The sequence below is a fragment of the Neiella litorisoli genome, assembly GCF_014773395.1.
In the GTDB taxonomy this organism is placed as follows: domain Bacteria; phylum Pseudomonadota; class Gammaproteobacteria; order Enterobacterales; family Neiellaceae; genus Neiella; species Neiella litorisoli.
Genome location: NZ_JACXAF010000006.1, coordinates 56,982 through 69,986, shown reverse-complemented (window position 1 = coordinate 69,986; position 13,005 = coordinate 56,982). Strand labels below are relative to the sequence as shown.

Sequence of the window (13,005 nt, the reverse complement as noted above, 5' to 3'; positions counted from 1 at the left end):
AAGCATGGATAAAATGGTGATTGGCAACTTAGAGCTGTGTGCTCTGCCGCAGCTCGGCATCAGCGATCTGCAAATTAGAGTGGATACCGGCGCCAAAACATCCTCATTGCATGTCGATAATCTCAAGCAGTTGACCAAGAACGGTCGGCCATTTGTATCCTTCGACTTGCACCCAGACATTTATAATTTGGAGCAAGTGGTGCAATGTCATGCTCCGTTGCACGACTCGCGCCGGATCAAGTCATCAAATGGCGGCGCAGAATTACGCTGTGTGATCCGTACTCTGATCCGCCTCGGCGATCAGGAGTGGCCGATTGAAGTGACGCTGACCAATCGCGAGGACATGAGCTACCTGATGTTGTTGGGGCGCGAAGGAATGGGCGATCGCGTCTTAGTTGACCCGTCCAAATCATTTTTAATTAACTCGCCCTAGCGGTCTAGCCTCTGAGAGAATTGACGAGAAATGCACAGCGGCGGCGGTTTTACCGCCGCCGCTAGTTGTTTGTTCTAGCAAGCTTTTCGACAAACTCGTCAACCGGCAACGGACGGCTAAAGAAATACCCCTGAAAAACCTGACAGCCGTAGCTGGAAATAATCTCGACTTGCTGCTCAGTTTCCGTTCCCTCTGCCACAAATTGAACGCCCAAGGTTTTGCTAATCGAGATAATGGACTTGACCAGTTCTTTGTTTTTGTCATCGTCCAGTTTATCGATAAACGATTTATCAATTTTAAGGGTATCGAATGGCAAGTCGCTGATGTATGACAGCGACGAATAGCCAGTACCAAAATCATCCAAAGCAATGGTGACGCCCTTATCGCGCAGCATCGTCAAGTATTCAACGGCTCGTGATTTATCTTTGAGAATTCCAGACTCGGTGAGTTCCAACTCAACTAAGTGATAGGGAATGTCGAACGACTCGATGGTAGCAAGCAGGTGGTTGATGAATTCCGGATCATCGAACTGCGAAGAGGTGATATTGATGGAAATCGGCACCAGTTCGTACCCTTGATCCAACCATTGGCGAATTTGCCGACACACGTCGCCGGTGATCCACATCCCCAGCTTATGAATTGCGCCCGTTTCTTCTGCCACGGGAATAAACTCTGCCGGCGAAATAAAGCCTCGTTTGGCACTGGTCCAGCGCACTAATGCTTCGGCACCCAGCAAGTTGTTATGGCGATCCACCTTGGGCTGATAAACCATGAAAAGTTCGTTAGAGTGCGTAATGGCCTGCAGCAACTCTTGCTCGATGCTGCGCGAATACTCGATGTAATCAATCATCGCAGGCTCAAATAAACAGTAACTATCGCGCCCAGATTGCTTCGCTTTGACTAACGCATGTTCAGCGGCCCCCATGATGTCGACACTTTCGTGCAATTGCGACGGAAACATAATCGCGCCCATGCTACAGCTCAGGTTGATTTTTCGGTTGCCAACGATGCAGGTTCGTTTAAATACCGCGCTTAAAGCCGTCCACTGGGTTCGAACCAGCGCATGCATTTCGCCTTTTACCGTTGGAAACGCCACAACAAATTCATCGCCGCCATAGCGAGCAACAAAACAACTCGACGAGGCAAAATGACTGAGCCGTTCACCGATAATCTTCAAGGTCTGATCACCAATATCAGTACCAAACTTGCGATTAATTTCGCCAAAATGGTCAATATCAAACAACATCAGCAAACCATCCTGATTATTGTGCTGGGCGTTAATTTGATAGTGATTGGTTTGCTTAAGTAACGAGGTGCGGTTGGGGAGCCCGGTCAGGTAATCACTAAATGCCATGGTGGTTAGTTGTTGCTCAAGCTGACTGCGGCGCATCTCGGCACCGATGCGGGTCGCAAACACATCGGCAATTAGTTTCAGCTTTTTACTGTCAGTGAGCGGTGTTCGAAACAACAAGGCGATTAGGCCAACCGCCTGTTGTTGCTCATCAAGAATGGGATAACCCAAATAACCTTGGATCAATTCATCTTTGAGCATGGTGTCGAGCGGAAAGTGCTCCCAAACTTTGCTTGGGTAAACACACGCATCGTGACTAATCACCTGCTCACAAGGCGTGCCTCGTCTGGCGTATCTGAAATTGGCAATGCTGACCCCCTGATGAAATACACACTTGGTTTGGATGTATTTGGCATCCTCCTTATCGATCAAGCCTAGAATCGCGAAATCGGCTTTACAATATTTGGCCAGCAACGCCATCACATCAGTAAAGAACTGATCACCACTGCCTTCGTTGGAGATCTTTGCCAATGCGGCAAATAAGCGGTCAAACTCGCTGCGTTCGCCAACTTCTTTCTCAAGCGCTGACGTTGTTTTTCTAAACGCCTGACTGATCACCACCAAGGTTGCCAGCGATAACATGGATATTGGCACGGCTCCCAAATACACCAGCGAAGATTGCTGGCTATCGATTCTGAAGCCAGCATAAGCCGCAAATATCTGGAACAAAATTGTAACCAGCAGCGAGCCCGATTCTAAGCTTCTTTTTTCTTTGTAAAATCGATAAACACAAAAACAAAGAAAGATCGTAATCACGCTATAGCTGAAGTGAATTAGCGGGAATAGTGCATTGGTCTCGCCAACCAGCACGCGTGCGGTGTCATTAAAAATGGTGGTGTATTCCACCAGAACCGCATCACGACCATAGCGCAGGGGGTAATCGGCCAGCAAGTTAACCGCGAGTAGGCCGATCGAGAAAATGATAAAGGCAATGGTGATTTTGTTGGTGTGCTTTAACTTAGACCAGGTACCAAAGGTGTGAATGTAAAAAGGATACGCGGCAATGATCACCGCCAGATGCCAACGGCTCAACTCCAGCGCCTGACTAATATCAGTAGCGCTCAGTAGCGAAAAGCTCAACCAATTAAACAAAGCACTAAAGCCATTGAGTGCCGCCAAAGAGACAAACTGGTAACGCTTACGCTGTATGCCGTAGGCCAGAATAAGCGCTGCGCACAACACATTAATGGCCACTAAAACGCTATAAAAAGCTGTCATATGTTAGAGCGAATTCCTCTAGTCATTGTGATAAAAAATTGCGTCATCAAACCCTACTCACTCGATCTCGCTAATTGTTCGGACACAGTCTTTACCGCTGTCTTTGGCCGCATAAAGCGCCTTGTCAGCATCTAGCGTCACCTGCCGGATCGACTTAACCGCATTGCCAGCACCGATGTCCGAGATGCCAACACTCATGGTTAAATCTGTATCAAAGGTTTTAGGCTGTTGTCGAAATCGTTCGCGAATTCGCTCGGCAAACTCTAACGCTTCTTTTTCTGTTAATTCAGGACACACCAAGACAAACTCATCGCCGCCCCAGCGACCCAGATAATCAGACGGGCGGATATTCTGGCTGAGGAATTCAGCGACGAATTTCAACGCCTCGTCGCCCTTAAGGTGGCCTTCGGAGTCATTCAGTTCTTTGAAGTTGTCTAAATCGATCAGCATCACCGCCAAATGACGGTTATAACGAACCGCGTGTTTGTATTCGCGGTCGAGCACCGCATCAATGGCGCGGCGATTCATCAAGCAGGTTAAGTGATCAGTTTCAGCCAGATGTTCTAAATGGCGTAATTTAGTGATGTCGCGAACAATGGCGAGGTTGCGAATTTTGTTGTCAACATTGAGCGCGCTAATGGCAACGTCAATTTCAATGTAATCGCCGGTTTTGCGCAAACCGTAGAGCTTGGTATCCCGCGAGCCCATTTTTTTAACCACGCCGTTGTGGCTGAACGAATGCCGATGCTTGGCGTGATCGCCGCGGTATTCAACCGGCACTAGCTCTTCGACTTTCATCGCGAGCAACTCTTTCTCGCTGTAACCAAAAATACCTTGGGCGACTTTGTTGCAATGAATGATATCGCCATTGAATTCAGTATAAATAATACCGTCGGGCGACGAGTCGAGAACCATTTGGTACACGCGAGACAGCTTGTAGAACTTTCTGATCTGAAAAATAAAAGCAGCACTGATCAGCAATAGGATCGGAACAATAACAACGGAGGCGACTCTCAGCTGATTGTGTATTTCGGTGGCCGAACGTTGCGCTTGCTGATATTGCGCAGACAGATAAGGAGACAACCGCTCCCTCAAGGCGATAAGTGCAGCCGCTGCGCGACTATCGTCAACCGCAACCAGCGTATCTAACTGTTCGACGCTAATATCTGGATTAAGCGACTGGATCGATTGCAGGTTGTTGTAATAGGCATTTAGGGTGTTTTTTACCGCATTAATGTGACGGGTTTCATCTTCATCTTTGGCGTACAGCAGCAACCTAGAAATGGCAAGCTGGGCATCCTCATAGGATTCAACCGCCTGGTTTAAGTACGTCGGCTGCCGGCGAATAATGTAATTCTTAAAGTGGTGCACAAAGCCGACGTAGCCGAGCGTTCGCTCCAGCTTGATAAGCTCCGCCGCTTTACTTGAGTTTGATTGCGTGATCTCTTGCCAGGACTGGTTCAGATCATCCACCGACGTCATGGTTGAAATCACACTCACTAGGACAATGAGGTTGATAACAATCGATAACACGATGATGACACCAATGGTTTTTGGCTGGCTCATCAACTTCCTCCGCTGAAATGCGCCACTCGCCGGTCATGGGAGTCGCGTGTCGTGATCGTTTCAGGTGGCGTTACCACACTGCTCGGGCCATACCTTGGCTCGTCTTTGCTACAGTTTAGAGTGTAGCCAAAAAATCAACGGTTCTAGCAATGAGTATACGCTATAAGATTCTGATCATATTGCTGTTGTTAGCATTTGCGACCCACTCGATTGTGACCTCAGTGTATTACTTCAGCTCGCAGGAGATCGTCAAAGACTTAGCGAAATATCATTTAGTGTCGATGGCTAATGTCCAACATCAACGGATGAAAGGGCTAATCAAAGCTAATTGGGACAAATTAAACCTGATTAGTAGTCGCACCCAAATGCGGGCTTCGTTTCAACAGTTTATTGACCACGGCGACACCAATTCACTGGCGCTGGTCAAACGCATTCTTGATGATGCGGTCAATCAGAGTGAAACCATTACCGATATTTTTATTCTTAGCCAACAGGGCACCACTATGGTGTCATCGGCGGGCAGCAAAGACGGCCAGTCGTTTCAGGACCATGTGCTGTTTCAGCGTGGCCGTGACCACCAAACCACCTCAATGTTACTGGCCGATGCCGAATATCAGGCACCAACCTTTATTTTTTCTGCACCGTTAAAACTCAATGGCGAAACCCTCGGTGTTGTCGCTATGCAGGTCAACATGGACCGCTTAAATGACTTTATGCGGGATTACTCTGGGCTAGGTAAAACCGGCGAAGTATTTATGGCCACCCAAACCCCAAACAACAACATCTTGGTGTTTACGCCGCTGCGCTTTGAAGATTTCCCGCAATTATTTAGTGCTGGCGCAGGCATGTCGCAGCTGATGGTCAGTGACTTTCGTGGTGGCGAAGATGTGCTTCAAAGTGTTGATGATTATCGGGGTAAGCCCGTGTTTGCCATCAGTCGCCTGATCCCCGAATTCGACATCGTCATCATTGTCAAAATGGATGAAGACGAAGTGCTCTCCATTAATGAAGATCTCAAACACCTGATCATCTATCTCATCTTCTTCTTATTGATTGTTGTTCTGGTTGCGTCGTTGATATTGGCACACAAGATCACTCGACCGGTGATCAATCTCACCGAAGTGGCGGTGATGATCAGCGAGGGCCATCTTGAAAAACGTATTCGCCAATTTACCGATGATGAGCTGGGCCGCTTAGCGCAAGCCTTGAATACCATGGCCGATCGACTCATTCAGTCGAACCTAGTACTGGAAGAAAAGGTCGAAGCCAAAACGATGGAGCTCAGATCGGTTAACGCCAAGCTCGAACAAATGGCCCAAACCGACGCCCTAACGGGACTGAAAAACCGTGGCTATTTCGACGCTCATATCGATATTGAATGGCGCCGAAATATGCGCAACGAAAGTTACCTCAGCATCCTGCTCATCGATATTGATTATTTCAAGCGGGTCAATGACAACATGGGTCACGCCACTGGCGACAAGTATTTAAAGGCAGTGGCTGGTGCACTGAAACAAACGATCCGCCGCGCTGAAGATATGGTTGCCCGTCTTGGCGGAGAGGAATTTGTGGTGGTGTTGGGCAATTCTGCTGAAGCCGACGCCGTCAGTATGGCCAGCCGCATTCAACAACAAATCGCACAACTTGAGTTGCCCAACCAGTACTCTGATGTGAGCCACTTTGTCACCGCAAGTATTGGCATATGCTCGGTCATTCCATCACAGCAATCATCTGTTGCCGACGCCTTAGAGCATGCCGATCAGGCGCTGTATCAAGCCAAAGCATTAGGCCGCAATCGGATCCTTGTTTATGACTCTAGTTCAGCCCCTGCAACAGGCTCTAGCTAGTTCAGCAAACTAAGCGCACAATTAACCCCTATTAACACCGCACAACAAGGAGCCTGTTGGTGACCGAAACGCTCGTTAAAATTGCCCTGAGTATTGGTTTGTTACTTACCGTCTACCTGCTTAGGAAAGTCACGTTCAGCTACTTTTTAAAAGACATGGAGCCGAGCGAACAGCTGAATCGCGCAAGCACAATCAGAAACGTCAGCTCGTTGATGATTGTCCTGCTAATTGGCTTTATCTGGCTTTCTGAATTGCAAAATGTGGCGCTGTCGCTGGCGGCTTTTATGGTCGCCATTGTCGTTGCCACCAAAGAATTTCTACAGTGTTTGCTGGGCTTTTTCGTGTGGAGCTTAAACCGCCAATTCCGCATTGGCGACTGGGTTGATATCAATGGCCTGACCGGTCAGGTCGTCGACGTTGATTGGGTGAAAACGACCATTCAGGAGGTCAATGTCGCCGGCGATTACAGTTACACCGGTAAAACCCTCTACATTCCCAACAACACGCTGCTGTTGTATCCCGCCAAAAACCTCAATTTTATGCGCCGTTATGTGATGCACAGTTTCAGTGTTGTACGTGAAGCCAACGTCAATATTGAACCGATTTTTGAGCCCCTGCAGCGCGAATTAGAAACGCTAGTCGAACCATTTCGGGAAACCGCCAGCCGTTACTCTGGCTTTCTCCACCAGCGCATGGATGTGGAAGCGACTCAAGTCGCACCCTCGATTAACCTGAGTACCACAGAGCTGGGCAAAAATAAGCTCACCATTACGCTGTTTTGCCCAACCGAGCAGGTTGGCGAGTTACAACAACAAGCCACCCGCGCCTTTCTTCGCTTGTGGCATGAAATTCAACCTGAACAACCTGCGCCATGATACCGCCGGTTCGAACAATGAATAAGAGGGCTTGGCCTTGATACGAGTAGCCTATTTTTCTGAGCAATCAATCACCATGGGTGATGAGCAGTTAATCAAGCAATGGCAAAACGATAGCGGTTTCATTTGGATTGATTTTGTCCGGGAACCGAAAGAGCAGGAGCGGGCATTGCTTGCTGAGCTCGGTTGTCATACTCTAGCAATTGAAGATGCCCAACGTGACCGCCGGCCACCGAAAGTAGAAAGCTTTGATCACTTGAGTTTGGTGCTGTACCGAGGATTCAGCAAAACTGAAGAACTGCTTGATGTAAAAACCATGGCGCTATCGGCATTTGTCGGCGATAGAATTTTGATTACCCGACGCACTGAGCCATCGCTTGGCGTTGAAGCCATGTGGCAAGACGAGCAGCTTGCTCACTATGTTCAATCACCGGCGTTATTGCTTAGCAAAATATTGAATGCGTCGGCCATTCGCTACACCGAGTCCGTATTGGAAGCCGAGGATGAAATCAGCGAATTAGAAGATGCCATGCTCACTCGCTCCAACGATGAGCTCATGAACCGCCTAATCATCCTGAAATCGCACCTGCGCAAACTGCATCGCATCAAGTCTTATCACGTCAAACTGGTGCGCCAGATTTTAACCGGCGACATTAACCATTTCAGTATGGACGACACGGAGGTCAAGCACAGCTTTCGTGACGTCTATGACAAGTTCGAGCGTTTAGAAAGCCTAACGGCTTTGTACTACGATTTGTGTGGCGATTTGATTGAGGGCTACATTTCGCTCAGCTCACACCAACTCAACAAAACCATGCAGCTACTGACTGTGGTCTCGGCAATTTTTGTTCCGCTGACTTTTATCGCCGGGATCTATGGAATGAATTTCGAGCATATCCCCGAGTTGTCATTCAAGTACGGCTACTTTGTACTGTGGGGCTTTATGGCATTCATGGCCTCGGCATTGTTGATATTGTTCAGGCGTAAACGCTGGCTTTAGTCGCTACACCAATGAAATTTTTTCCTTTTTGAGGTGTTGCCTTAATTGATTCAGCACGTCTGACTCGATTTGTCGGACCCGCTCCGGAGATATGTTGTACCTTTGCGCCAATTCCTTCAGTTGCGAACGCTGGCTCTCATCGTTGACCAACCAACGGCTGACAAAGATATCTCTGGAGCGAGGAGCTAGTGTTGCTAGATATTGGGTTATTTTTTGACGGCACTTTTTGTTCAGATCTTCTTTAAGATAATGCTGTTCTGGACAAGGTGACTTATCTTCTAATAGCTTGGCCTGCCCTTCACCTAATCCACTATCGTCCGATTTAGCTTCACCGAATGACGGATCAAAAAAGACATCGGCTTGACGCAATCGGCTTTCCATTTCAACCACATCACTTTCATCAACATCGAGATAATTCGCCACTTCTTTGATTTCGTTAGCGTTCATCCAACCAAGCGTATTTTTCAATCCCCGGAGATTAAAGAATAAGCGTCGTTGAGCTTTGGTGGTCGCGACTTTAACCAGTTTCCAATTTCTAATGACGTACTCCTGAATTTCAGCCTTAATCCAGTGCACGGCAAAACTCGCAAAGCGCACGCCAAAGCTGAGATCAAATCGTTTAATAGCTTTCATCAAGCCAATACTGCCTTCTTGTACTAAGTCTTCCAAGGGCAGTTGGTAACCGGAAAAACTACGTGCCACAAACGCAACAAAACGTAGGTGGGACAGGATGATTGCTCGAGCAGCATCCAAGTCATTGTGCTCAGCGTAGCGGGCAAATAAATCCCGCTCTTCAGTCATGCTAAGAGGTCTCTGGCTATAGGCATAATTGAGGTACGCCGAAAAACCACCGGCTATCGAATAGTCACTATTAACCGCCAAACTGTTGCCCGTCATCATTGAACTCCCAAAACGGTTAGCTGTTGTCTGCCTGCGGTGACTTGTCGCTCGCTTGCTTTTGCTGTGGCGATGCCGAGTTAGCCGCGGTCTGATCGTTTGCTATGTAATTCTGAAACCAGCGCTCTAACGACCAATCTGCTCCCGGAACTGGCAGCGGATAATGCCAATCTTGATATTGATTTGCGGTGACAGTTTGGCTTTGCTTCTTGGCTGGTGCCACTGCGTTATTGTTGCCATTCAAGTGATCTGTCGCGGCAACAATCATGGTTGTCGTTCCGATGGCTATCGTAGCAGTAAGAATTGCAAGCACTGTTCTATTTTTCATGGTGAACCTCCATCCGATGAAGCGTTAGATCAGCCACTATGCTGGGCTTTGTGTCGACTCTTAGAGCAGCAACAATGGGGCCGTAATGGCCCCATTCCTGATCAAGCAGCTCGCGCTTTATCTGCGTCTTGCTGCTCTGATTTGTGCTCTATCGCCTTGTTAGGTTGGTTAATTGCGATCGTTCTTGGCTTCATGGCCTCAGGCACTTCTTTTACCAAATCAATGGTCAGTAAGCCGTTAACCAAATCAGCACCGGTAACTTCGACGTAATCCGCCAGATTGAACTTACGTTCAAATGTCCGATTGGCGATACCTTGGTAGAGATAGCGCCGTTCGTCTTTGCTGGCTTTATTGCCGCGAACGGTCAGCACACTTTTCTCTACCTGAATATCAATTTCGTCCTGTGAAAAACCAGCCACAGCCAAGGTGATGACATAGCGGTTCTCATCCAGTACTTCGATGTTGTAAGGGGGATAACCGGTAGAACTGGATTCTGTGGTTAAAGCACTATTGAGCATCGAGGCTAACCGATCGAAACCAACGCTACTGCGGTATAGGGGAGTAAGGTCAATTGCGTTCATAATACATTCTCCTAAAGAAGCAACATACGATAAAAACAATCAAGTCAGAGCGGGTCTCCAAATTACAGACAACCCGTCTTCACAACAATAATTAAGGTCTGCAATCCGCAGATTCAATATCCATTTTAAGAAAAAATTTTTCTAACAACTGTCATCGCTATAAGACTTTTTTATAACAACGGAGGGAGCAAGTCCCTCCGTTGTTATGGAGAGGAATTAACCCCAAGCAGGGGCTTCCGGCCCTGAGTGAGCCGCCTTATCCTGCTCTGGCATATCAGTTACCATGACCTCTGTAGTCAACATCAGGCCGGCAATGGAGCAGGCATTTTGCAAAGCGCTGCGAGTGACTTTGGCGGGGTCGATAATCCCCATGTCAAGCATGTCGCCATATTCGCCTGTTTGCGCATTATAGCCATAACTACCGGAATGCTGGCGCACTTTGTCGAGCACAACACTGGCTTCTTCACCAGCATTATTAATGATCTGGCGGAATGGCTCTTCCATTGCCCGAAGCGCAATCCGCGCTCCTACTTTTTGATCATCATTTTGCAGCTCAAGCTGCTCCTGCTCAACGGCATCTGCGACTCGAATGAGGCTTACACCGCCACCAGCGACAACACCTTCTTCGACCGCAGCTCGAGTGGCATGGAAAGCATCATCAACCAGATCTTTTTTCTCCTTCATTTCCACTTCAGTTGCAGCGCCCACCTTAATAACCGCAACGCCACCAGCTAATTTAGCAACGCGCTCCTGAAGCTTTTCTTTGTCGTAGTCTGAGCTTGCTTGCTCAATTTCCGATTTGATCTTGGCAACCCGAGCATTGATATCGTCGGCATTCCCTGCTCCGTCAACCACGGTCGTGTGGTTTTTGCCAACAATAATGCGCTTGGCACTGCCAAGTTGCTCTAGCTCGGTGGCTTCAAGGGACAAACCAACCTCTTCACTAATGACGGTTGCCCCCGTTAGGATCGCGAGGTCATCGAGCATGGCTTTGCGCCGGTCTCCAAAGCCTAGCGCCTTCACCGCGGCCACCTTAAGAATGCCGCGCAGGTGGTTAACAACCAGAGTTGATAGCGCTTCGCCTTCAACATCTTCGGCAATGAGCAATAATGGCCGATTGGTTTGCGCAACTTTCTCTAACAGCGGCAACAGGTCTTTAATGGCGCTGATCTTCTTGTCAAATAGCAGAATGTGAGGGTTATCCAGCTCTACCTGCATTTTTTCCTGATTATTGATGAAGTAGGCTGATAAGTAGCCGCGATCGAATTGCATACCCTCGACCACTTCCAGCTCATTTTCCAGCGATTTGCCTTCTTCTACGGTGATCACACCGTCTTTGCCAACACGATCCATTGCCTCGGCCAGAATCTCGCCAATATCTTTATTCCAGTTTGCTGACACAGTGGCGACCTGACCAATCGATTTACTGTCATCGCATGGCTTCGCTAAATCATGTAACTGCTTGGTTGCTGCTTTCACCACTGCATCGATACCGCGCTTCAGATCCATTGGATTCATCCCAGCAGCAATCGCTTTGTGACCTTCTCTGACCAAAGCCTGCGCGAGTACTGTTGCCGTTGTGGTGCCATCACCAGCAACATCGGCAGTTTTTGACGAGACCTCCTTGACCATTTGAGCGCCCATATTTTGGAATTTATCTTTGAGCTCAATTTCCTTGGCAACCGAAACACCATCTTTTGTCACCCGAGGTGCACCATAACTCTTACCCAGCACCACATTACGACCTTTCGGCCCCAGCGTCGCTTTGACTGCATCGGCCAAAATGTTCACACCAGCTAATAAATTCTCTCTGGCGTCATTTGAAAACATTACAGCTTTTGCACTCATGCTGCTTTCTCCTCTGCTTGTTCGACTTCAACAATGGCTAAAATATCTGACTCTTTCATGATCAAGAGTTCCTCACCATCGACCTTGGTTTTGGTGCCTGCGTATTGACCAAACAAAATCCGATCGCCAGGGCGAACCGCTAACGCTCTCACTTCGCCTGACTCACAAATGGCCCCCTCGCCGACAGCAATCACTTCGCCCTGAGTCGGTTTTTCCGCCGACTTATCAGGGATGATGATGCCTGCTTTTGTGGTTGTTTCAGCCTCTAAACGGCGCACAACCACTCGATCGTAAAGAGGTTTTAAAGCCATAAATATCCTCCTAAAATGATTGATAACCAAAGACAGTTGATGTCAGGAAATATCTTCCCGAACGCTTTAATAAGGACTCTGAAAAACGAATCAAGAGCAAATTTGAAAAAATTTTTAGAGGGGTGTGACGATGACTTTTGACAACAAACTCATAAGCCAGCAATCACTGGCTGAACACTTTTCAACTCGACTCCAAGAGGAAGCACAGCAGCTGCCTGCAACGTTATCCGCTAGCGTTCTGCACTATCTCGCTGGACTCCTTGGCAACTTCCACCAAAGCGATCGTTTATTTGAATACGATGACAGCGGCGCATTAGCGCTACCCACACTGGCATTGCTCTACCAACAAGCCCTTGCCGCCACAACGGTTCGCCACCGCCACGCAACATTGAGAGAGCTGGGTGATAAAGCCTTATTCCTCGGAGCAATGTTCCCTGAGCACTACGTAAAAAAAGGCATTAAGCGAGATTATTTTATTGGCATGGGCAGTGGCGCATATGACGCTCTTGGCAGTAGCCAACATCATCGCTCGGCGCTATTTGGCGAAATGGCAGAACGCTTTCCTCAGTTATTGCAGTTAGTCGCCACGGTTTGTTGCCGCTGGTCAAATTACGATGCAGAGGAAATCTTTGGATTGATTGAACGCTGGCAACAAGGCCATGATGAGACTCAACGAAAACAGTTAGCTGCCATGGGCATTGTGGTTTCCGCAAAGCACGACATTCATTAACCAGCGTTCAAATGTGGGGG

12 protein-coding genes are annotated in these 13,005 nt (G+C 48.1%); 5 read left to right on the top strand and 7 right to left on the bottom strand.

The features are described from left to right. Positions 1-4: 4 nt before the first annotated feature. Positions 5-433 (top strand): ATP-dependent zinc protease family protein, encoded by a 429-nt coding sequence (locus IC617_RS05920; RefSeq protein ID WP_191144066.1) that lies wholly within the window; start codon positions 5-7, stop codon positions 431-433. Positions 434-494: 61 nt separating this feature from the next. Here the strand turns inward: IC617_RS05920 and IC617_RS05915 are convergent, their stop codons facing one another. Together IC617_RS05915 and IC617_RS05910 are read right to left on the bottom strand one after the other, a co-directional pair. Beyond that, entirely contained in the window at positions 495-3,002 is a 2,508-nt protein-coding gene (locus tag IC617_RS05915; RefSeq protein ID WP_191144065.1) for a putative bifunctional diguanylate cyclase/phosphodiesterase, read from the bottom strand. Positions 3,003-3,059: 57 nt separating this feature from the next. Then, positions 3,060-4,568, bottom strand: a complete 1,509-nt coding sequence (locus tag IC617_RS05910; protein ID WP_191144064.1) for a GGDEF domain-containing protein — start codon at positions 4,566-4,568, stop codon at positions 3,060-3,062. Between the two features lie 149 nt (positions 4,569-4,717). Here IC617_RS05910 and IC617_RS05905 point away from each other — a divergent pair, with 149 nt between their 5' ends. Genes IC617_RS05905 through IC617_RS05895 form a run of 3 tightly spaced genes read left to right on the top strand, consistent with a single transcriptional unit; the run spans position 4,718 to position 8,290 of the window. Continuing rightward, a complete protein-coding gene (locus IC617_RS05905; RefSeq protein WP_191144063.1) occupies positions 4,718-6,415 on the top strand; it encodes a diguanylate cyclase domain-containing protein in 1,698 nt (565 codons plus the stop codon). Between the two features lie 59 nt (positions 6,416-6,474). After that, positions 6,475-7,290 carry a mechanosensitive ion channel family protein gene (locus IC617_RS05900; RefSeq protein ID WP_191144062.1) on the top strand — a complete coding sequence of 272 codons (816 nt, stop codon included), beginning with the start codon at positions 6,475-6,477 and terminating at the stop codon, positions 7,288-7,290. A gap of 37 nt (positions 7,291-7,327) precedes the next feature. Further along, positions 7,328-8,290, top strand: a complete 963-nt coding sequence (locus IC617_RS05895; RefSeq protein ID WP_191144061.1) for a magnesium transporter CorA family protein — start codon at positions 7,328-7,330, stop codon at positions 8,288-8,290. A 3-nt stretch (positions 8,291-8,293) separates the two neighbouring features. On the opposite strand, the gene IC617_RS05890 is transcribed toward IC617_RS05895, so the two are convergent. The 5 genes from IC617_RS05890 to IC617_RS05870 form a co-directional block, all read right to left on the bottom strand. Next, on the bottom strand, positions 8,294-9,187 hold the full coding sequence (locus IC617_RS05890) for an RNA polymerase factor sigma-32 (RefSeq protein ID WP_224745843.1): 894 nt from the start codon (positions 9,185-9,187) through the stop codon (positions 8,294-8,296). A 19-nt stretch (positions 9,188-9,206) separates the two neighbouring features. Further along, positions 9,207-9,515: a hypothetical protein gene (locus IC617_RS05885; RefSeq protein WP_191144059.1), complete on the bottom strand. Its 309-nt coding sequence runs from the start codon at positions 9,513-9,515 to the stop codon at positions 9,207-9,209. Positions 9,516-9,616: 101 nt separating this feature from the next. Continuing rightward, positions 9,617-10,096: an Hsp20 family protein gene (locus IC617_RS05880; protein WP_191144058.1), complete on the bottom strand. Its 480-nt coding sequence runs from the start codon at positions 10,094-10,096 to the stop codon at positions 9,617-9,619. 216 nt (positions 10,097-10,312) lie between these two features. Continuing rightward, the gene (gene groL, locus IC617_RS05875) at positions 10,313-11,944 is read right to left on the bottom strand and encodes a chaperonin GroEL (RefSeq protein ID WP_191144057.1); all 1,632 of its coding nucleotides are present in this window, start codon (positions 11,942-11,944) and stop codon (positions 10,313-10,315) included. Then, positions 11,941-12,255 carry a co-chaperone GroES gene (locus tag IC617_RS05870; protein ID WP_191144056.1) on the bottom strand — a complete coding sequence of 105 codons (315 nt, stop codon included), beginning with the start codon at positions 12,253-12,255 and terminating at the stop codon, positions 11,941-11,943. The genes groL and IC617_RS05870 overlap by 4 nt, the downstream gene beginning before the upstream one ends. Before the next feature lie 130 nt (positions 12,256-12,385). On the opposite strand from IC617_RS05870, the gene IC617_RS05865 reads away from it, so the two are divergent. Then, positions 12,386-12,985, top strand: coding sequence for a hypothetical protein (locus IC617_RS05865; protein ID WP_191144055.1), 600 nt, complete (start codon positions 12,386-12,388; stop codon positions 12,983-12,985). The last annotated feature ends 20 nt before the right edge of the window (positions 12,986-13,005 follow it).